The sequence below is a fragment of the Mangrovivirga cuniculi genome, from assembly GCF_005166025.1.
Lineage (GTDB): Bacteria > Bacteroidota > Bacteroidia > Cytophagales > Cyclobacteriaceae > Mangrovivirga > Mangrovivirga cuniculi.
Genome location: NZ_CP028923.1, coordinates 1456988 through 1480664, shown reverse-complemented (window position 1 = coordinate 1480664; position 23677 = coordinate 1456988). Strand labels below are relative to the sequence as shown.

Here is a 23677-nt window from a genome sequence, read left to right as displayed (position 1 = left end):
CTTGCCGGGTTTTTTACTAGCTGGTTAATTATTTCTTAAGCCTTATCTACCGCTTTTGCAGCTCTTATTCCAGATCTCAGAGCACCTTCCATAGTACTTCTAAGAACTGTGGTATGCTCTCCGGCAAAATGGATCCTGCCTTCAGGTTTTTGAAGATCAGCGAGATATTTAGATATATCACCCGGACCGGCCCATGAAGGTCCTCCTAAAGAGTAAGGGTCATAAGTCCAGTCTTTCACTGCACCGCCTTCATAATGATTCTTTAATCCGGGGTGAACTGCATTAAGCGTATTAATTGTATGATTAATTATTTCCTCTTTATCCTTTTTACCCCACTTAATTGATTCATCACCGTCCATATAAGCTTCCATAATGCACCTGTCATTCGCTCCAAATGACTTATATGTCGGATGGGTATATACAAAAGTAGATTTATCAGTATAAGCCATACTACCCAGTCCTTCTGATTTCCAATAAGCACTACCTACCTGGGCATATCCCCTGGTAACTTTCAGATAAGGATAATTTTCAATAGCATTTTTCTTGCCCGCTGATAGTCCCGGTTCAAAATTCACTTTCTGCATCACCGGACAAGGCAGGGTACAAATAACATGATGACCATCAAATGACATCGAATTATTATGTCTCATTCCTTCTACTGTAACACCATCATTATTATAAGCGATTTTCTTTACTTCAACACCATAGTGGATCTTACCACTAAGATCTGCAGCCATTTTTCCTGGCAATACATCGTTTCCTCCATTTATTATGAAAGGGGCTCCCTGCATAAACAGTCCAAAATCTGACTTGGCAACAGCCAGCATAGATGTTTTTTCTGGAGCTGTGGCATAATATTGTGTTGTTTTTAACAGATCAATAGCCCCTTTACTAGCTCCTTGTTTCTTAAGGTATTGTTCTACGGATATTTTATCGAGGGCTATCACTTCAGGATCACTCCAGTTATTCGGGTTATTTATATCTGGCGGAAGTGTATCAATTATATATTTCTTTACTAAACCCATAGCTCCTAATTCAGCTTCTTCGGGCCTGATATCAAAGGGCAACACCTCCAGGTTATCACTTGAAACCATTCGTTTACCGGCCAGGTAATAAGCAGTTCCTCCAACAGGGAATTGAACTGGTTCCTTCTTTAATCCCAGCTCTGAAATTAATTGGTTAGCGGTGGAATATGCCTCAGAAAACATATATCCTCCTGCTTCTGCATTTAATCCGTCAGCAAATGGTTGTCTGAGAGTTTTTACTCTACCTCCGGAAACTGATCTGGCTTCCAGAACAGTAACGTCATGGCCAGCTTTATTTAATTCCCTGGCAGCAGCTAATCCGGATAATCCGGCACCTATAATAATAACTTTTTTTGGTGATGTGGTTCGTCCCTTAATAGATGATTCAGCTTCTAAATTAAAAGGAACCATCGAAAATGTGGTAAATGCTGTAATTCCAGAAGACAACTTTATTAAAAAATCCCTCCTGGATTTACTATTGGGTCGATAAAATGACATTGATAGATATTATTTAGTTAAAATTTCCTTTACAGTCGGATTTAGTCTGGCCTTATTTTTAAAATACAAAATAAATGCCATATAGTGCAAATAATATCAAAGGTTAAAATTCTGGAAATGAACCTGTAAGGAATTAATTTGGATATTCTGATATGTTTTTACCGAGAACAAAATCGCGATGCCCTTCCAAAATGCCATCCTGATCAGCATCAGTTAATTGCAATATGCCGTCTGACCCGCACCTTGGATTTTTATTGTTTTTCATTTCGGAAGTTAAATGAGGATCATCGGAGAAAAAATAAGATCCAACCCAGTAATACTTTCCGTCTGGTTCCAGAATTATCGGATGGATGTGAGCAGGTGTTTTCCTGTTTGGATAATGGCCTGGTTTTAACGTATAAAATTCATAATGCCCTTCACTATCAGTCTTAACCCAGCCACGGATATAGCCATGTCTTTTTTCCCAGCCTTCAGAACTTGGTTTTGGTTCATAAATTCCTTTCTGATTGGTATGATATACATACATTACTACATCGCTTGCCGGTGTTTCTCCGTCTTGTTCATAAATCGTACCTGAAATTTTAATCTTGGTTCCTTCATTTTCAAACCCCGGAAGTGTATCTGTCGCATTTAATGGTCTGCCATTAAATTCAAAAACAGCTTCGCATCCTTCACAATTTCCAATAAGCGTCCGGGTGGTATTATTATCATCCGATTCCTGACCTGAACAGGAAAGAATGGTAAAAATCACTAATGCAAGACTTAGAATGCGATCCATATTTCGAACAGTTTTATAGATGAAGTCTTAAAATCGAAGATATCTTTCTAATAAAGACCACTATAAATTTAACGTAATTAAATACGGAGTGGATGTTAAAATAAGTTAATATTATAATATAATACCCGGATTCTACCGGGTATTATATCTGAAATAACTTCTGAATTAGATTATTATTGAAGTTTAAAAGTAATTGGAAGTTTATATTTAGCATTCACCGGATCTCCGTTTTTCATACCGGCCTGCCACTTGGGCATCTCGCTAATCACTCTTTTCGCTTCCTCTCTTAATGCTTCATTTTCAGGTCCACTTTCAATCACAGGATTAACTATATTTCCCTCTTTATCAATTATAAAAGAAACAACCATGGTTCCTTCAACATTATCTCTTCTTGCTGAAGAAGGGTAAGTAATGTTCTTAGCTATCCATTTATCCATTTCTTCTTCACCTCCCATATACGTTGGTTTGATATCCATCACATTATGAATAACCATTCCATCTTCATTAGTGTAGTAGTCGGAATCTTCCTTATTAACCAATTGTGGATCTCCAACATTAGCAACAGACCCATCTGCATTGGCGCTTTCCATTGGATCTACATCTTCTTCCGTATGAGGTTCGGATAGTGGTTCTTCAGTCATTGGAGGATCAGGCATGGTCTCCATGGGAACATCTTCGTTAATCATATCATCCGAATCTTCGTCAGATGATTCACTGCTTCCGCAACTAATAGCAAATAACGCCACCAGCATCAAAGTCAATATATTTTTAGTCATAAGTGTTTAGTTGTTTGGTTAATTAAAAGTTAAATAATTTACACCTATAAGACAATAAATTGGTTTTATAATTAAGTTATCTGTTAGTATTTCAAAATAAACTCCTGCAGATTTTCCGAACGTTCCAGGGTAAGTTTTTTCCTTAAACGATATCTTGCTATCTCAACACCTCTAACTGAAATATTTAATAAATGTGCTATTTCTTTTGTGGAAAGGTTCATTCTCAAATAGGCACTAAGCTTCATTTCCTGTGGTGTTAACTTTGGATAGTTATCTTTTAATCTCTTTGTAAAATCGCCGTGGACCTGGTCAAAATGTATTGCGAAATGTTCCCAATCATCATCTGAAGCAATATTTTTTTCAATATTGACCATAATCTTATTGAGTTCTTTCTTTACCTCCTGGTTTTTGCTCCGCTTTATTATGGAACTGATATTATGCTTAATACTATTTATAAAGCTATTCTTGTTGAGAAGGTGCATGGTAGAAGTAGCCAGTTCCTGATTTTTACTTTCTACCTCCGCCTTTAATTTTTCACTTTTCAATTTCTCTAACATTTCTTCAGAAGAACGCAGTTGGGATTCTTTCTGGTTTATTTCCCTTTCCTGGGTTAATTCCATTAAGCGCTTTTCTTTTTTATGCCTGCTATCGACAAAATAAAAGGTACTGGCAATGATAAACAAAAGTAAAAATGCCCCTCCTATATATGCTAAAGTGGTCCTGTACCAGGGAGCAACTATCACAAAACTATATGAATCAACCTCACTTATCTGATCATAAATATTTATTGCCCTCACTTTAAAGGTATATGACCCTTCCCGCAAATTAGTGTATTCCTTAACATTAGTTTCTGACCAGCTACTCCAGTCCTCGTCATAATTTTCTAGTTTATACTGGTACCTGGTATATTTTGAACCTTGATAAAACGGGGCACTATATTCAAATTTGATCGAATTTTTAGAATAATGATATTCAGGAATTTTTTCTTCGGGAATATCGGACAAAAGGTTTTCACCATTGTAATAATATCCGGAATAAATTACGCTGTCTTTTAACGTACTGGTATTGTAAACCTTCCTGATTAGTGCATCGAAAGAAGCATCAGACGGATCCCCTCCCTGCTTTGTATACATAATAAAACCTTCCTTTGCTCCGTAGAGTACCTGGTTGGAATTTAATATGGATAAATTTTGCAAATCATCATTTAACAAACCTTTTAGCCTGTTGAAAATTTTAGTGTTTTTTTCAAAAGTACCATTAGATTGCCTGAGAAGAACTCCGATTTCAGTAGAAGATAAATAGTAAATATTACCCATCGGGTCCTGTTCCATAAAGCTAATATTCGAATTCTCGTCAAAAAATTCGGAGAAATATTCATCAGGAGCGAATCGATCAGTTTTTTCATTATATGAATAAATAGTGGTTTCTGTTGAGAAGATCAACCGCCCATTTATTTTCCATACATTCACCAGGTAATTTGATGGTAAACCCTGCTCTATTCCATAAAATTTGACCTGTACAGAATCAAGCTCATCATGAATGTGTAATCTGTAAACTCCTTTGTAACCATGAGTCATCCAGATATAACCAGAGTCATCAACCTCCATTACCCTGGAAGATTCATCAAATCCTTTTAGTTTTCTAACAAACTTTAGTGACTTCCCCTCCCGTTTGAACAGAAGTAATCCCTTATAAGTTCCACAAATGATATATTCTGGGTGATCAGGCAATTCAACAAAGGTCCAGGCTCCCAAAACATCAGATATCTGCTCAACTTTTCTATCATTAATCAAAAACGTACCCAGGTGATGGCCCATTAAAAGATAATCGTCAATTTCTTTTATAGAGTAAACCTGACCTCGTGAATTTTCAACGAAAGTATAATTTTGAATCGTGGGATCTGTGATATTTTTTGAATAAAGACCATTATTGGTACCAAGATAAATTATGTCATCAACGGCCATGCCGTCATAGCCTGTTCCTGGAAGATTTGATTGCTCACTGATAAGAGTAAAGGGAACGGTTAATTCAATGACAGAAATTCCGTTATTATGCCCTACCCACAGGTTTCCATATATATCTTCAAAAAGTGAAAGAACAGTTCTGTTATTTAATCCATTTCCTTTATTCAGGTAAAATAGTATTTCACCATTCGAATCAGTGATATACAAACCCTTGTTTTGAGTTCCTATTGCCATATTTCCGGATGACAATCTAATTGCTGTATTCACAGAGGCGGAAGAAAATATTTCATGATTATTTTCATTCCATATTTTATATTTTGTCCCATCCCAGGTATATACTCCGTGGCTGTTAGTAAAAATAAGCAAGTGGTTATTTGCTATAGGGATAATGGAAGTGACAGCCTTTCCCTTAAAAAACTCTCCCTTTTCAAAAAGTTTAAGTTTTCCATTATCCAAATAAGTCAATCCATATTCGAGTTCATTAACAAATAAGCGGTTATTGACAAAATGAAAATTCTCAGGAGGATAGGTTGGTTCTATCACATCGATTAATTGTCCTTTTCCATTAAAAAGAAAAATTTGCCTGAAGGTGCAAAAATATAAATTCTCACCATCGTGAAATATTCGCCAGGCTTCATCAAAATTCCGATATTTTTCAGGAAGACTGTCAGCTAGAGAAATATATCGTTCGCCTTCCGGATTAGATGGGATTATGTAACCAAAATCTCCCTGGATGGCAACATAAATTTCACCTCCGGGACCAATGGTCACATCTCTCATTTTAGTTCCACCGGGTACGACATAGCGATTCCATGAATTGGCATCATATTCCAACAGCCCGAAATTATTAGCTACATATATAAGTCCCTCATTATTTTGAGTGATTGACCAGTTTTGTATTCCCCCTTCATAATCCTGAGTTGAGAAGTACCTGGTAAAAGGTAGTCCTTCCGCATTTTGAGCAATTGCGTTGAAAGAAAATAAAAATAATATTAAAAACAGGCTTCTCATTTTGAAAACAATCAATATCAGCTGGTCACATCAGATATCATGAAATTAAATTCAATAATATTCATTGATGTATTTAAACTGATTAAAATTGAAAAAGTTTGAACCCAAAAAAAGGCTTTTAAATGTAATAAACAAACATTTACACTTGAAATGATGAATAATTGTGAAATACACTTTTGATCAATGATGTAGTCTTGTTGTATCACAATTTTTTGATTCCGTAATAATAAAGAGTTATTTCAAACGATTGCAAAAAACGATTTGCTTTAACGATTTAAAATCAAACCCTAATAAACTTATGAAAAAAACACTACTCATTCAGTTGCTGTTTATGCTGCTGGCTGTATCATCGTATGCACAGCAGACAGTAAGCGGAACTGTAACTGACAGCGACGGGTTTCCGATCCCTGGTGTTAACGTCCTTGAAAAAGGAACGAATAACGGAACTGTAACCGATGTTGAAGGTAATTACAGTTTAACTTTACCTTCTGATGCAGTTTTGACCTACACATATATCGGTTTTACCCCACAGGAGGTGCCGGTTCAGAACCGAAGCACTATCGATATTACCATGATGGAAGACATAACTGCTTTAAATGAAGTAGTTGTCGTTGGTTATGGTACTACTACCAAGAAAGAACTGACAGGTGCTGTAGCATCCGTTAAAGGTGAAAACCTTGAGAAACTAAATGCGCCCCGAATTGAAAATGCACTGCAGGGTCAATTTGCCGGTGTAAACATTACTTCTAACTCAGGTTCGCCGGGTGGAGCTCAAAACATTAATATTCGTGGTGCATCTACCAATGGTAACGCTGCTCCCTTAGTTGTAGTTGACGGAATTATCTACGATGGTGGGCTATCAGCTTTAAACCCTTCTGATATCGAATCTATCGATGTTCTCAAAGATGCTACCGCAGGTATTTATGGTGTTCAGGCGGCAAACGGTGTGATTATGATCACCACTAAAAAAGGTGAGAAAAACCAGGCAGCCCGGGTATCATTTGATGCATATTATGGTGTGCAGGAAACTTCTAATAAGATTGACGTATTAAATGCTACTGAATACGCTATTCTTAAAAATGAGGCAGCTGCTGCAGCCGGAGACACTCCTCCATTTAATAATACCAATCTTGGAGAAGGCACTGATTGGCAGGATGAGGTCTTTGAAACAGCTCCGATCCAAAGCTATACAATGAGCGTTAGAGGAGGTACAAGTAAAAGTACTTACTCAATCGGTGGTACATATTTTGATCAGAAAGGTATTGTAGGAGGTGATAAATCTTCCTTCACCAGATATAATGGTCGTATAAACTTTTCTACTGACCTTGCTGATAACGTAACATTGGATAACATTCTTCTTTATACAAATGAAGAGAGGAAAACACTTCCTGAGAATGTAATCGGATCTGTACTATTTAATGCGCTAAATAACAGCCCCATCTTCGATGTATATGATGAAAACGGAAACTTTACCTATGCGGACGGTATTGGAGACGTGATCAACCCGATTGCTCAAATGTCTAATACATTTAATGAATCTAATACTAATAAGGTTACTGGTAAATTAGCATTAAACTGGGATATTAATGATGCATTCAGCGTAACTGGAAGAGCAGCATATAATTATGCAGATGTAAAATTCAGAGGCTTCAGTCCATTAGTATATTACGGAGCAGGAAAAGCACAGAATACAGCTCTTAATGCTGATTTGGAGCCTAATACTACAGAAATTGCTCCGGGAACCTCAATTCCCATTCCAAACAGTGTAACACAATCAGAATCAACTTTTTTTAACTACAATTTTGATGCTTTCCTTAATTATGAAGAAACATTCAATGATGTTCATAAAGTAAAAGGAACTGCAGGGGGATCTTTACAGGGTATTACATATAAATTTTTAACAGGCACAGCATATGATGTTCCTTACAATTCATGGGAGTTTGCGTATATTTCCGCTGCTGACCAAACTAACCTTTTAAACAACACAGGTGGTTATCAGGAACAAACATCTTTACTATCCTATTTCATTCGAGGAGAGTATGGTTATGATGAAAAGTATCTAATATCTGCACTTTTCAGACGTGATGGTTCATCTAAATTTGGTACTAATACACAAATAGGTTATTTCCCGACCTTTTCTGCTGCATGGGTGATTTCGGAAGAAGATTTCTTTAATAATAACTTCTTTGATTTCATGAAATTAAGAGCTTCTTACGGAACAGCAGGTAATGATAGGTCTCAATCTGCTTTTGCCTATAGAGGTTTATTAAATGGTGAAGGTGTTTATCCATTTAACGATCAATTGGTATCTGGAAGAGCTTTTGGTACTTTAGCAAACCCTGATTTGAAATGGGAGTCAACCTCACAATTAGACATTGGTTTAGATTTTGACATATTAAAAGGAGACCTTTCGGTATCATTAGACTATTATGTCAAAACAACTAACGACCTGATCTTCCAACCAGATGTATCAGCAATTAGTGGAGCCTATGGTGCAGGAAGTGCTCCTCCATTTATAAACGCTGGAGAAATTGTTAATAAAGGTTTTGAGTTAGCATTGAATTATAGAAAAATGATTACTGATGATGTTCGGATTAATGTTAATTATAACCTTTCCACAAATGATAATGAGGTAACGGCTCTACCAGAAGGTGTTGATTTTATCCCTAGTGGAGCATTCGGAGTAGGTGGAGTTAACCCAAGTAGAATGGAGGTAGGATTCCCTCTTGGATATTTCTTCGGATATCAAACAGAAGGAGTATTCCAAAACCAGGAAGAAATTGCCAACGCTCCTACGCAAGAAGGTGCACAACCAGGTGATCTTAGATTTAAGGACGTTAATGGTGATGGTGTAATCGATTTTAGTGGAAATACAGATAAAACGTTTATTGGCTCACCTCTTCCTGATTTCACAATGGGTCTTACATTAGGTGCTGAACTATATGGTTTTGATTTTTCTGCATTTCTTTATGCTCAGGTCGGAAACGAGATCTTGAGAAACTACGAAAGACAAACTCCTCTTGCAAACCTCATGTCATACCGTATCGACAGATGGACTGGAGAAGGTTCTTCAGATCAGCCTAGATTAACAAATGGACCTAACAGGAATAATGTAATATCTGATTTTTACTTAGAGGATGGATCTTACTTAAGATTAAAAAACATCCAGATCGGTTATTCTTTACCTAATAGAATTATTGAAAACATCGGTTTTGAGAGAGTGAGATTTTACGTATCAGCAAATAATTTATTTACTCTTACTGATTACATGGGATATGATCCGGATGTGAATTCTCCTAACCCTGTAGCTGCAGGTATTGATTACGGTTTCTATCCGCAAGCAAGAACTTACATGTTTGGAGTAAACCTAAATTTCTAAAAAAATGAAAACCTTTAATAAATTAACATTGATTTTTCTCACGATACTTACAATATCAGTAGGTTGTGAGGATTACATAGATGTAGAACCTACTGGGGTACAAGACACTGAAAACTTTTTCAGAAGCCCGCAGGATTATGAACAAGCATTAACTGCTGCTTATGATCTTCTTCAGACTTCCTATTTAAGTATCTGGATCGGAGAAATCGCATCAGACAATTCACTGGCAGGAGGCGAAAGCCCAACTGATACTGAAGGTCTGCACCAAATTGATAATATGAATCACGGTGGAGTAAATGCCGAACTGAGGGATATCATGCGATATAATTACGCTGGAATCACTCGGGTAAATTATATTTTCGAGAATCAGGATAATATTGAGTTCGAAGGAAAAGATCAAATCCTTGCTCAGGCACATTTCCTGAGAGCATATTACTACTTTGAATTAACAAAGTTCTTTGGTGGAATGCCTTTGATAATAGATCGAAGATTGGGTATCAATGAGATTAGTACAATTCAGAGATCATCAATTGAGGACATGTATAGTCAAATTGAATCTGATCTACAGGCCGCTGCAGAAGTACTGCCTTGGACGAATCCTGTGAAAGGAAGAATCACTAAAGGTGCTGCTCTGGCGCTTCTTGGACGTGCTTACCTTTACCAGGATAAATTTGAACAAGCTGCTACAGTTTTGCAACGTGTGATCGACGAGGGGCCTTATGATCTTTTTGATGATTACTCTACCATGTTCTTCCTTGAAAATGAGGATAACATCGAAACAGTTTTCAGTATTCAATATGTAGGCATTGAAGGTGGTAGCTACGGATGTTTTGTATGTCTTGAAGGCTTTGCAGCTCCAGGATTCCACGGCATCAGACAGTATGAAGGCCCACTTTACGGAGATGGCAACAGCTATAATGTTCCAACTGCAGACCTTTATAATTCTTATAATGTAGGAGATATCAGAAGAGATGCTTCTGTTCTGGATATTGAGGCTTTTGCTGCTGATAACGACGGAGTATCTTATGCAGAAGGATATCAGCACACAGGATATTTTAATAATAAATATATCAAGAGAGCAGATGAGCGTGGTGCTCCGGATGACGATTTAACAAGTCCGTTAAATCACCAGGTGATCAGATATGCAGATGTTTTATTAATGGCTGCAGAAGCCCTGGCAAGACAGGCATCTCCGGATGAAGCAACTGCTCTTGACTATTTAAATGAAGTTAGAGCCAGAGTTGACCTTGATCCGGTTTCTTCATCAGGACAAGATCTGATCAATGATATCTGGCAGGAAAGAAGATGGGAATTTGCGGGTGAAGGATTAAGATTCTTTGACCTGGTTAGAACCGGTCAGGCAGAAGCTGAAATTGATGGCTTCACACCGGGTAAACATGAATTATTCCCTATTCCACAAGTGGAGATCGATTTAGCAGGTGCAGGATGGGAACAAAACCCAAATTATTAAACCCAAATATTTTTAGATCATGAAAAAATTATTAAATATTTTCTTTGTAGCCACCCTGTTAATATTGGGTGGTTGTGAAGAGGAAGAGTACAGCTTAGGTACTCCTCCTACAGAACAAGATGCGCAATTTACTGCGGAGCAAGATGCTCAAGGTGAAAACTGGATCAATTTTTCAAGTTCTTCAGATGCTTTTCTAAAAGTTTGGGACTTCGGAAATGGTTCTAGTGCTGAAGGCGACCAGGTAACGGCATACTATCCATTTGCCGGTGAATATGAGGTTACCCTGACTGTATATGAAAAAGGAGGGTCTGTTTCCTCTTCTCAAATGATTACTATCGCAAACACAGACCCTGAGATCTGTAATGTTGAGGTATTATCACTGCTTACCGGTGGATGCGACATGCCTGAAGGAAAAACCTGGGTAATCGATGCCTCCAGAGGTGGACATTTTGGTGTTGGCCCAACTACTTCATATGTTCCTGAGTGGTATGCTGCAGGACCAAATGAAAAAGAGGGTGGTGGAATGTATGATGATGAATATACTTTTGTTCTTAACGAATCAGTATTCATTCAGGAAACCAATGGTGATATCTACCTTAATGCAGGGCAGGCGTCTAACTTCCCTGGTGCATATGAAAATCCTGATGTAGGTGATTTCACTGCTCCTTATACAGCACCTGAAAACATCAACTACTCAATTTTCGAAGGTCCGGAAGGATATACTAACATCAGTTTTAATAATGGTGGATTCATTGGGTACGCAACGGGTGTTAATTCATATCAGATAGTTTCTATCAGTGAAAATGAACTATTCCTTCGATTTAAGGATGCGACTAATCCTGATTTAAGATGGTATCACAGATTAATTCCTGCAGGAGTGACACCTATTTCTTCTGTATTTAATTATTCTGCGAATGGTTTAGAAGTTGCATTTACTAATGAATCACAAAATGCTACAGGTTATACCTGGGATTTTGGTGACGGAAATACAAGTACTGAAACAAATCCTGTTCATACTTATGCAGCTGAAGGCACGTATACGGTTACTCTAACTGCTACCGACGGAACAGATGAGGCTGTTTCAACACAAGAAATTGTTGTTTCAATCACTCCGGTTGCTCTTCCACTATCATTTGAGACATTTGAACCAGTATTTACTACATTTGGAAATAGTACCTATCAATATGTAGACAACCCTGATCAATCAGGTATTAATACAAGTGCAAGAGTTTTAGAAACTGTGCACGGAAATGAACCTTGGGCTGGATTATTTGTAGACCTGGATGAGCCAATCGACTTTAGTCAGTCAACTGAGATCTCTCTAAAAGTATGGGCTCCGGCAACCGGAACATTCAGATTTAAATTAGAAGACATTGCCAATAGCGATGATTTCATTGAAATTGATCAGGAAGTTCCTGTTGCCAATGAATGGGTTGAGCTTACTTTCGATGTATCTGCCGCTGTAGGAAAATCTTACGCAAGAATTGTGATATTCCCGGGATGGAATGTTGCAGACGCGGGTACTTTTTATGTCGATGACATTAAACAAAAAACAACTCTTCCACTAACTTTTGAAGGTGCTGAGCCAAACTGGGTAACTTTTGGTGGTAGTACATATCAATATGTGGATAATCCTGATGCTTCAGGTATAAACACCAGTGCAAGAGTACTGGAAACAACTCATGGAAACGAAACCTGGGCAGGGCTATTTGTTGACCTATCTGATCCAATCGATTTAACTGCTTCTACAACAATGACAGTAAAAGTCTGGGCTCCTACAACAGGAACGTTCAGGTTTAAGCTTGAGAATATTGCCAATAGTGACGATTTCATTGAGGTTGATGCTTCAGTTGATACAGCTAATCAATGGGTTGAATTGACTTTTGATGTTTCGGGAGCACCTGCTGGTCCTTATGCCCGTATCGTGATCTTCCCTGGCTGGGGTGTAGCTGACGCGGGAACATTCTATGTCGATGATATTGCTCAGCAATAAATCGTAGTTAATAAGAAGTTTTAAATAATAAACCGGTGGCGTAAAAGCCGCCGGTTATAATCCTTGACCTCATGAGAAAAATTTTAAGTCTGATACTAGTAAGTGTAACTTTATTGGCTTGTGAAGAAGATAGTAACGGACCTTCTGCTCAGCCACCATCAAATCTTGTTGTAACTGTTGATAAATCAAATATAACAGATGGCGTAATAAACGTTGAGGCAACAGCTGACATGGCTAATTTTTACCAATTCGATTTCGGCGATGGAAATGGCCTGGTAAGAGATGATGATGGTAAAATAACACATACATATGCCGAAAATGGAACCTATACACTTGAGGTAAGAGCAAATGCTACCTCTTCAGTTTATATTAATCATACGGAAGAAATTACAATAGAAAAAGGTGATGTTGTAATACCAGACGACGGTTACACTACTCCCCTTTCCTATGATGGATATACCCTAGTATGGCAGGATGAGTTTGATGGAACGACATTATCTTCAGACTGGACTCATGAGATCGGAACAGGATCTAATGGATGGGGTAATAATGAACTTCAATATTACCGCAGCCAAAACACAACAGTTGCAGATGGTTACCTGACTATTGAAGCCAGAGAAGAAAGTTTTAGTGGACAAAACTATACTTCTTCCAGAATTGTAACAATGAGTAATCAATCGTTCCAGTATGGAAGGATTGACATCAGAGCTTTGATGCCGGAAGGTCAGGGAATCTGGCCTGCTTTATGGATGCTCGGATCTAATTTTCCAACTGTGGGATGGCCCTCTTGTGGAGAAATTGACATCATGGAAATGGTCGGTGGTTCTGAAAATACTGTTCACGGCACTATCCATTGGGATCATGATGGTACTAAAGCTGATTATTCTGGTTCAAAAACTCTTACATCTGGCACTTTAGCTGATAAATTTCATGTGTTCAGTATCATATGGGACGAGACATCAATTAAATGGTATATTGATGATACCAAATATCACGAAGCAGATATCACACCTGCTCAACTAAGTGAATTCCATGAAAATTTCTTCTTCATTTTTAACGTGGCTGTTGGTGGAAACTGGCCGGGTAATCCGGACGCTTCTACCACTTTCCCACAGCAAATGATTGTAGACTACGTACGCGTTTTTCAGGCTAACTGATTACCAAGAGACAAATGAAATACAAACATATACTTATACTGGCTTTTATTGTAGTCGGTATTGTGGCAATGACTTATCTCACAACTGAGGACTCGGAAAAAGATAGTATTGCAAATAAAAAAATAGACAGTTTGCTGAATTTGATGACCCTCGAAGAAAAGATCGGTCAATTAAATCAATATTCTATAGGCCCTGACCTAACAGGCCCAGGAGCCAAAGAAGGCAATCAGCAAATCAGATATGAGCAACTTAAATCAGGACAGGTAGGTTCTGTATTGAACTTACTGGGTGCTGAACAAGCATACGAGACTCAGAAATTCGTGGTTGAAAACACGAGACTGGGTATTCCCTTAATTTTTGCCTTTGATGTGGTTCATGGTTATAAAACTATGTTCCCTCTTCCACTGGCTGAAAGTTCTTCCTGGGATCTTGACCTAATGGAAAGAACTGCAGCAATTGCCGCTAAAGAAGCCGCAGCTGCAGGAATACAGTGGACTTTTGCTCCAATGGTTGACATTAGCCGGGATGCCAGATGGGGACGAGTGATGGAAGGAGCCGGTGAAGACGCTTACCTCGGTAGCGAAATCGCTGTAGCAAGAGTTAATGGATTCCAGGGAAATGACCTGAGTGATATAAATACTATCGCCGCTTGTGCAAAACATTTTGCAGGATACGGGTTCGTAGAAAGCGGTAAAGATTATAATAATGTTTATTTAGGTAAGCATCAGCTATTGAACACTATTCTGCCGCCTTTCGAGGCGGCAGCTGATGCGAATGTTGCCACTTTTATGAATGCCTTTAATGATATTGATGGCATCCCTTCTACTGCTAATGAATTCTTATTGAGAGAACTGTTAAAAGGAGAATGGGATTATGATGGTGTCGTCGTTTCTGACTGGAACTCAATCGGTGAAATTGTTACCCATGGTGTAGCTGCAGATAAATACGAAGCTGCAGTAATGGCTCTAAATGCCGGTAGTGATATTGATATGGAAGCAACTGCATACATTGACAATCTTAAACAAGCTGTTGAAAACGGAGATGTCGAAGAAAAAGATATCGATGATGCTGTGCGAAGAGTTCTGAAATTAAAATATGACCTGGGTCTGTTTGATGATCCGTATAAATATTTTGATACAGAAAGAGAGGAAAAAACCCTTTTTCATGAAGAACATCTGGAACTCGCCTATGAGGCTGCATTAAAATCGATTGTACTTCTGAAAAATGAAAATGACCTGCTGCCTATCAAAGAAAAAGAACTCTCAATAGGCTTGATTGGTCCTTTAATGAAGGATAAAGACAGTCCTCTGGGTAACTGGAGAGGAGCAGCGGATAAAGGTACTGCAGTATCACTATACGAGGGGATCGTAAAAAACTTCCCAAATGCAGATATTGAATATGCCGAAGGAGTTAAGCTTTCAATTGGCCCTAATAACTTCTTCAACCAGGTAATTATTGAAGAAGAAGATAAATCAGGTTTTGCTAAAGCTATCCAGGTTGCTAAAAACTCTGATGTAGTCATTGTTGCTATGGGTGAAACCGCTTACATGTCCGGTGAAGGTCGAAGCAGATCTACTCTTGATCTACCTGGATTACAACCTGAGTTGTTGAAAGAACTAAAGAAGGTTAATGATAACATAGTTTTAGTTCTTATGAACGGAAGGCCATTAGCAATAAGCTGGGAAGACGAAAACATTCCTGCAATTGTTGAAGCCTGGCATCTTGGTCACGAGGCAGGAAATGCCATTGCAGATGTTCTTACAGGTAAATTCAATCCATCAGGAAAGTTAACGATGACTTTCCCTCGATCTGTTGGCCAGGTTCCGATCTATTATGATCATAAAATGACCGGACGACCTTCATCAGGTCCGAACCAGGTGTTCTACACTCATCATAATGATATAGATCCAAGTCCATTATATCCGTTTGGTTATGGACTTAGCTACTCGGAATTTGAATACAGCGAACCTGAGATATCTAAAAATGAGTTGGGAATGAATGACAAGTTACAGATCAAATTAACTGTAAAAAACACAAGTGATGTTGATGGAGAAGAGATCGTCCAACTTTATACAAGAGATATTACTGGCAGCATTACCAGGCCGGTAAAGCAGCTTAAAGGCTTTAAAAAAGTCGCTATAAAAGCAGGAGAATCAAAAGAGATTCAATTTGAATTGACTACTGAAGATCTGGCTTACTATACAAGGGACTTTGATTACGAAGCAGAGCCTGGTGAATTTCAGGTGATGACAGGACCAAATTCCGGCGAATTAAAATCCGCCAACTTTAAACTAATACCAAATGAAACAGATAACCAATAATGTAATAATCCTTTTCATTACTGCCCTGGCTATTTCATGTGGAAATGGAAGTTCAGAACCTTCTCAGGACCAAAAGCAGCTGGTTTGGCATGATGAATTTGATTATACCGGAAGTCCTGACCCTGAAAAATGGGATTATGACCTGGGAGATGGTTGTCCAACCCTTTGCGGATGGGGAAACAGTGAACTGCAATACTATACGAAGAATAAGGAAAATGTAAGGGTTGAAGATGACAATTTGATCATTGAAGTGCATAAAAACAGAGATGATGAAAAGGTGAAATATTCTTCTGCCAGGATAAAAACCAAAAATAAAGGTGACTGGAAGTATGGTATGATAGAAGTTCGAGCGAAGCTTCCCAGGGGTAAAGGAACATGGCCGGCAATCTGGATGTTACCGACTAACTGGAAATACGGAAACTGGCCTGCTAGTGGTGAGATCGACATTATGGAACACGTCGGTTATGACCATGGCAATGTTCACGGTACAGTTCATACAACCGCATATAACCACAATAAGGGTACTCAAAGAGGGGATTCTTTACTAGTCGAAACTGTCTCAAATGAGTTTCATGATTATGCGGTAAAATGGGGCCCTGAGAAAATTGAGTTTATGGTCGACGGTAAAGTATACAATACTTTTGAAAATGAAAATAACGGGTCTGAGACATGGCCATTCGACCAGGAATTTCATTTGATCCTTAATGTAGCTGTAGGAGGAAACTGGGGCGGAAAACATGGAATTGACGATTCAGTCTGGCCACAAAAAATGATAGTAGATTACGTTCGTGTATATGAGATCGTAAAGAATGGAGAGTGATCCTGAAGGTTTGGGTTTATTGTTGAGGGATCAACCGTTGAGGGGCACCTATTGTAGGTGCCTCTTTGTTTTTATTTCTTTTTAAAACTTCTAAATTCGCATTCACTTTAAATACGTTTAAAAAGGTATGCACCAGTCTTTACTTTTAATAATCGCCGGAGTTATCGGTTCTACAATTACTTTTTCACTACAAAAGGCAGGACTGAATGCGATACTTTCCTCAGCTATTATTGGCTTAATCGCTGGGCTTTTGAGTCAATATACTTCACATTCTGCGTTTGCAGCTGCCATGTTCTGTGGGTCTTTTGTTGGTATGAGCAGTGTTAATCTAATGCCACTCGCAGCTATTGCTTTTGCAGGTGGTTTAAGCGGACTTATCTTTTACTACTCACAGGGAATTCTTAAAGGTTTTGGGGGTAAACTGGGCACCATCGCGTTTATCAGTGTAGGAGTTATTTCAATTTTTCTTATTTTCTCAAAAAAATATGTAGTGAAGTTAAGCAAACTGTTTAACAGGTAAGTGCTGACATGATTAAATGAATTTCAATCACTATCATCGATATTTAATTTACTGAACCACAATCTTTATCAAATCAAAAAATGAGCAATAGCGAAATATTAAAATCTCCTTCAAAGATTATTATGACTCTAAGTGCTTTGACTCTGGGCATATCGGGAATATCATTGTTATTTTTTCCAGATGAGATTATGCATAAACTATCAGGAAATAACCAGTATTCAATAATTCTTCAAGTTATCGGAGCCCTTTATTTTGGATTTGCCATGTCAAACTGGACATCAAAAAACTCTATTCTTGGGGGAATTTATGGCAGAGCAATAGTGATTGGAAACTTATCTCATTTCATGATTGGAGGAATATTAATACTAAAATTTTATTTAAAAACAACAGAATTGATCTTTCTAATTGCTTCTGTTATTTATTTCCTTTTCGCTATATCATTTGGTTACCTATTTAGGACTCATCCAAAATCAGCAGTATAAAATACTGGACATAAAATCCATATTATTTTTCATTTTGAAATGCCGATAGAGGGATTTATCTTTAAGCGATTTATCTATTATCAACTATGTATTTTCGTATTCTCATTTTGTTACTGAGTACTATTGCAAGTCTTCAATTATCAGCTCAAAATAATTTTTATATTGGTGTTGGTGTGAAAAATCATTTTGCCCTTAATTACGCTCAAGATTTAGATTATTTCTCTGGTTTCACCCCTTTCTATTCAGGCTATGATCCTCGAAGCAATTTCTCTAATCGTGATGCGTTTATTGTGCCTGATCATCTGCGAGAAACAGATTACTCTTTATCAAAAGGAATATCATTCAATTTATCAGCAGGCAAGCAAATATCGGATCAAATTTCCCTGGAAACGCAATTTCAGTATTTCACTAACTACAATTACAATCGTAATTTATATGATAGAATAAGTCTTTCATGGGATGTAAACGCAATTAATTTTATTCCAAGTGTTCTCTTGAATAACAAAGTTGGTGAAATTCAAATGAATTTTTACGGAGGATTACTGCTTGGTTTAGCTAAAATCAGACATGAACAAGAACTTGACGGAGAATATTATAGAATTTATGAAACTGGCAGGTCTTTTTCTTTAGGCTATACCATGGGTCTGAATACAACTTATCCTTTAAAAAATCAAACCGAACTATATTTTTCAATTGGTATTCAAAATCAATTTTATACTCCCAAAAAAGGATATCTCAAATATAGTAAGCAAGCAGAAAAGTATGACCTTGATCCCTCTCTGTATTATATTAAATACACAAATAAAGAATTCTACCCTATCACTGGATTTAACTCTTACGGAAAAGATCCAATAATAGATCCGTCAAATGAATATCAATATAATATTCCGGAACAACAGCTTGTCCTTAATTCTCTCACAATAGAATTAGGAATTCGTTTTACTTTTAATAAAAATGAAGATGAATAAATTCTTGCTCTTATTCGTTTCCCTGTTAATTTTCAGTGGCAAAACTACTATTGCCCAGGTTTCAATGGAAATTTATTCTGGCTATTCTCTTTCAATGAATCCGGAAGAACAATTTGGAATCACAGGGATGATAGATTCTGTGGCTCAAAATAAGCCCTCTAAAGTTCCCAACGGTAGAGGGATGAATATTGGTTTAAAAATTGAGTATCGATTAAATACAACATTATCAGTGGCAATTGATGCTAAAACTCAACTTTTTACTGGACATGAATACTTCAATGATGTCTCTGAATATTTTAACTGCGATTGTAACAGTTTCATGATAATGGGTAGCTATGGATCAAACAAGTTTTATAATAATTCATATTATATTTCTCCACTATTAAAAATTTATCACCCTTTAAATGAACAAATTGAATTTGCTTTTAGTTTCGGAGCCACTATGGCCTTTTCTAAACAATATCAACGGCAAAGCTATAGTTATTACGACTTCTATTTTGATACATATGAAAATCATGAAATTAAAAGAAGCCTCACCTCAAAAATGAATTTGGGGATAAAATCTGGTATAGAACTTAATTATGATTTAAATGATAACCTTAGTTTAGTTTCTTCTATATCAATAATAAATATTTCTTTCCATTATACCGAAGGTCAACTTTTAGATCGAAAAATTGATGGCCAAAAGGACAATTCAGCTAATTATGAGATTACTGAAAGTGATATCAGACAAGATTTTAGCCAAATAGGTCTGAACATAGGACTTCAGTACATATTATAATTAGTCCAGAACTTGTAAAGCATAAAATGAATAATATTTTTTATTCCTTTCAACTAGAAATAATACTAATTCAAAAAATATAGCCATTAATACAAAAGCTATAAGGCTTATTTTAATTGAAAATAGCAGCATTTAAATATTCAATTTAATCCCCCAAAATGAATGATATTTTCCAGCCGGTGAATCATCATTAATTGAATTTCTTTTTATTTTCTCCTCATATTTATCAATAATTTAATAAAAGCGAATTGTTGAATACTAAAATAAATGCAGGGTTATACCTTTCCAGGTAATCTATGGATAAAATACGTAAAACCCCCATTCCATGGTATTTTAAAAATATAGAAATAATACAATTTAAATTTAATAAAAATCCATTTTAAAGCAATTAACATTATTTTATTTATAAATATTATTAAGTAAATTTATAATACTCGTTAAATCTTACCTCGGTTAATTTTATTAAACCAAACCACACTCTTATGTTAAAAATTTACTTAATGGCATTCTGCCTGGTTAGCTTTATCGCAATCGGGCAGGATAAAAACGTATCCGGCTATGTTACTGACCAGGGCGGTAATGGCATACCCGGTGTAAATGTACTGATAAAAGGTACCAGTACAGGTGTAGTTACAGACATAGAAGGTAAGTATTCTATAAACGTGCCTTCGTCTGAATCCATTCTTGTTTATTCATCTATTGGTTATGTTTCCCAGGAAATTCCAGTTGGTTCGAAAAGCACTATCGATGTTGTTTTACGAGAAGACATTCAACAGCTCAGTGAAGTAGTAGTGACAGCAATGAACATTTCCAGGGAAAAAGCTTCATTAGGTTACTCACAACAAACGCTGGACTCAGATGCTGTAAGCAAAGTAAAAGAAACCAACTTCATCAATTCTCTTTCCGGAAAAGCTGCTGGTGTAAATGTCAGGCAGAATAATACCATGGGAGGATCAACGAATATAATTATTCGTGGTAACTCTTCTTTCACAAACAACCAGCCTTTATTTGTTATAGATGGCACACCAATAAATAATGCTACTGAAAATGAAGAAGGGCAGATAAATGGTCGTAACGGTTACGATTACGGCAACCCGGCTGCCGATATAAATCCCGAAGACATTGAATCAATGTCAATATTAAAAGGCGCAGCAGCTACTGCTCTGTATGGTTCAAGGGGTCAGAATGGAGTGATCTTAATTACGACCAAAAAAGGACAGAACAGGCAAGGATTAGGAATAAGCGTAAGCTCAGGGTTTACCGTTGGTACTATTGATAAGTCTACTTTTGCAGAATATCAAAAAGAATATGGAGCCGGTTATGGAGCCTATTATGGCTCTACAGGATATTTTAATGATTTAGATGTTGATGGTGATGGAATAGATGATCTTGTAGTACCTACTACCGAAGATGCCTCTTTTGGTGGTGCTTTCGATCCTTCACTAAACGTATATCACTGGGATGCCTTTGTTCCTGAATCTGAATTTTACAGAACTTCCAGACCATGGGTAGCAGGAGCAAACGATCCGGTAGAGTTTTTTGAAACACAAACTATCTGGGATAACACCATTGCTCTTTTTGGCGGAAATGAGAATCTCTCCTATAGAGTGAGTTATACCAATGTGAATCAAAATGGTATACTACCCAATTCTGAAATGACAAAAAATACCATAAACTTTAATGGAAGTGCTAAACTAAATAAAAAGCTTACCACAGATATTTTCTTTCAATATAATCGTAATGATGTAATAGGTCGTTACAGTACCGGATATTCAGATAATCTAATGTCCCAATACAGGCAATGGTGGCAAACCAATGTAGACATTAAAGCACAGGAGGAAATATTTCACAGAACAGGTAAAAATTATACCTGGAATGCTGCTGACCCTACTTCTGACCCTACAAGACCGATTTACTGGGATAACCCTTATTGGACAAGGTTCAAAAACTTTAATTCAGACCTTAGAGATCGCTTTATTATGAAAGTCGGTGTTAATTACCAGATTCTCGATTGGTTAAGTCTGAACCTGAGATTTTCAGGCGACATGTATAACTGGCTCAGAGAAGAAAGAAGAGCTGTAGGAAGTGTTCCTGCTGAATTTACTGTGAACAGGTTGGAAGTACCCTCAGGTTACCAGAAATATACCATTGACAGTGAGGAATTTAATTACAATGCATTACTTAATGCTAATAAACAAATCACTGACGATTTGAATATAGCAGGTCTTTTAGGCTTTAACTTAAGAAGGGAAAATTATGATTTCATATGGGAATCAACCAGCGGAGGATTGGCAGTTCCGGATCTTTACAGCTTAAGCAACTCTTTATTCCCAAACCCATTTCCTGATGAAAGGCTCTGGCAAAGAGAAGTATATGGCTATTTTGGTAATGTTAATATTGGCTGGCAAAATACTTTCTACCTGGATGGTAATTATCGTATCGATGTTACTTCAACTTTACCTGTAGAAAATAATCAATACGATTACTGGTCTATAGGTCTTGGTTATGTATTCTCTGAAATGTTCAGTATTGACTGGATGGATTTTGGAAAATTCCGAGCCAGTTATGGTACAGTTGGTAATGACACCAGGCCACTAAGAGTAAAACAAACATATGAACGGATTAATAATTTTGGTGGTGCTGTATTAACCTCTTTACCAGACGAAAAAAACAATGATCAGCTAAAACCTGAATTAACACGGGAATGGGAAGTTGGTCTGGCACTTACCCTTTTCAAGCAAAGATTCAATTTTGATTTAGCCTATTATAACCGGACAACGGACAACCAGTTAATGGCTGTTAAAGTATCACAAGCAACCGGATATGATGCAACATTTATTAATGCCGGCGAAATTGAAAATAAGGGTATAGAACTAATGATTGGTGGTGACTGGATCAAAAATAATGATTTCAGATTTAATACGACCGTTAACTTCACCCGAAATCGCAGTGAGGTAAAATCATTGATCGGTGATGTCCAAACCTACGTTTTTGCCTCCTATCAGAGTGGTGTAACATCAAATGCCCAGGTTGGTCAGCCTTTTGGCGTGCTCAAAGGAACCGGATACCAATATATAGATGGCCAACGAGTAATTAATTCAGATGGCTACCCCGTGGCAGTAACAGATCAGATCATTGGTGATCCAAACCCGGATTGGACTATGGGTATAAATAACACCTTCAGTTATAAATCACTTTCCCTTGGTTTCCTCATTGATATCCAAAAAGGAGGCGACATATACTCTCTTGATATGCACTATGGTCGGGGAACAGGTTTATATCCTGAAACTGCAGGTTTAAACGATAAAGGTAATCCGATAAGATCTCCGGTTGCTGATGGAGGTGGATTCCTATATGAAGGTGTAACTGAAGCTGGTGAACCGAATACTACTTACGGAGAAGCTATGGCCTATAATGGAGCATTTTACTGGGGTAATGATGATTATAACCCCAACACAATGACAGTTTATGATGCCGGATTCGTAAGACTAAGAGAATTATCACTGACCTATACTTTCCCCAGAAGTCTATTTGATAATGTCCTTGAAAAACTGAGTCTATCATTTGTAGGAAGAAATCTTTGGATCATCGATAAAAACCTTCCTTATGCAGATCCTGAATCCGGACTTGGAGCAGGTGTAAGCCAGGGATTTATTACCGGGGCATACCCCACAGTACGAACCTTTGGGTTTAAAGTCGATGCAACTTTTTAATCAGTTAAATTTAAATTAGT

General features: G+C 37.3%; 15 protein-coding genes. 11 read left to right on the top strand and 4 right to left on the bottom strand.

What is annotated here, in order from left to right; translation table 11 throughout:
* Positions 1-35: 35 nt before the first annotated feature.
* The 4 genes from DCC35_RS06780 to DCC35_RS06765 all read right to left on the bottom strand — a co-directional run bounded on the left by DCC35_RS06780 (position 36) and on the right by DCC35_RS06765 (position 6052).
* A complete protein-coding gene (locus DCC35_RS06780; protein WP_137090066.1) occupies positions 36-1523 on the bottom strand; it encodes a flavin monoamine oxidase family protein in 1488 nt (495 codons plus the stop codon).
* A 133-nt stretch (positions 1524-1656) separates the two neighbouring features.
* Positions 1657-2301 carry a dioxygenase family protein gene (locus DCC35_RS06775; protein WP_137090065.1) on the bottom strand — a complete coding sequence of 215 codons (645 nt, stop codon included), beginning with the start codon at positions 2299-2301 and terminating at the stop codon, positions 1657-1659.
* Positions 2302-2474: 173 nt separating this feature from the next.
* Positions 2475-3077 (bottom strand): energy transducer TonB, encoded by a 603-nt coding sequence (locus DCC35_RS06770; protein WP_137090064.1) that lies wholly within the window; start codon positions 3075-3077, stop codon positions 2475-2477.
* A gap of 83 nt (positions 3078-3160) precedes the next feature.
* Positions 3161-6052, bottom strand: a complete 2892-nt coding sequence (locus DCC35_RS06765; RefSeq protein WP_137090063.1) for a triple tyrosine motif-containing protein — start codon at positions 6050-6052, stop codon at positions 3161-3163.
* Positions 6053-6350: 298 nt separating this feature from the next.
* Between DCC35_RS06765 and DCC35_RS06760 the strand changes: the two genes are divergently transcribed.
* From DCC35_RS06760 to DCC35_RS06710, 11 genes are all read left to right on the top strand, one after another.
* Positions 6351-9431, top strand: a complete 3081-nt coding sequence (locus DCC35_RS06760) for a SusC/RagA family TonB-linked outer membrane protein (RefSeq protein WP_137090062.1) — start codon at positions 6351-6353, stop codon at positions 9429-9431.
* Positions 9432-9435: 4 nt separating this feature from the next.
* Positions 9436-10902, top strand: coding sequence for a RagB/SusD family nutrient uptake outer membrane protein (locus DCC35_RS06755; RefSeq protein ID WP_137090061.1), 1467 nt, complete (start codon positions 9436-9438; stop codon positions 10900-10902).
* Between the two features lie 19 nt (positions 10903-10921).
* Positions 10922-12895, top strand: a complete 1974-nt coding sequence (locus tag DCC35_RS21775) for a PKD domain-containing protein (protein WP_317128993.1) — start codon at positions 10922-10924, stop codon at positions 12893-12895.
* Positions 12896-12966: 71 nt separating this feature from the next.
* Positions 12967-14052: a family 16 glycosylhydrolase gene (locus DCC35_RS06745; RefSeq protein ID WP_137090060.1), complete on the top strand. Its 1086-nt coding sequence runs from the start codon at positions 12967-12969 to the stop codon at positions 14050-14052.
* 14 nt (positions 14053-14066) lie between these two features.
* The gene (gene bglX, locus DCC35_RS06740) at positions 14067-16373 is read left to right on the top strand and encodes a beta-glucosidase BglX (protein WP_137090059.1); all 2307 of its coding nucleotides are present in this window, start codon (positions 14067-14069) and stop codon (positions 16371-16373) included.
* Positions 16354-17193, top strand: coding sequence for a glycoside hydrolase family 16 protein (locus tag DCC35_RS06735; RefSeq protein WP_137090058.1), 840 nt, complete (start codon positions 16354-16356; stop codon positions 17191-17193). Before bglX ends, DCC35_RS06735 begins: the two co-directional genes overlap by 20 nt.
* Positions 17194-17320: 127 nt before the next feature.
* Positions 17321-17713 (top strand): hypothetical protein, encoded by a 393-nt coding sequence (locus DCC35_RS06730; protein ID WP_137090057.1) that lies wholly within the window; start codon positions 17321-17323, stop codon positions 17711-17713.
* Between the two features lie 80 nt (positions 17714-17793).
* Positions 17794-18195 carry a hypothetical protein gene (locus tag DCC35_RS06725; protein ID WP_246070168.1) on the top strand — a complete coding sequence of 134 codons (402 nt, stop codon included), beginning with the start codon at positions 17794-17796 and terminating at the stop codon, positions 18193-18195.
* 86 nt (positions 18196-18281) lie between these two features.
* The gene (locus tag DCC35_RS06720; RefSeq protein ID WP_137090056.1) at positions 18282-19163 is read left to right on the top strand and encodes a hypothetical protein; all 882 of its coding nucleotides are present in this window, start codon (positions 18282-18284) and stop codon (positions 19161-19163) included.
* Entirely contained in the window at positions 19150-19944 is a 795-nt protein-coding gene (locus DCC35_RS06715) for a hypothetical protein (RefSeq protein ID WP_137090055.1), read from the top strand. The genes DCC35_RS06720 and DCC35_RS06715 overlap by 14 nt, the downstream gene beginning before the upstream one ends.
* 482 nt (positions 19945-20426) lie before the next feature.
* Positions 20427-23657, top strand: coding sequence for a SusC/RagA family TonB-linked outer membrane protein (locus DCC35_RS06710; protein ID WP_137090054.1), 3231 nt, complete (start codon positions 20427-20429; stop codon positions 23655-23657).
* The last annotated feature ends 20 nt before the right edge of the window (positions 23658-23677 follow it).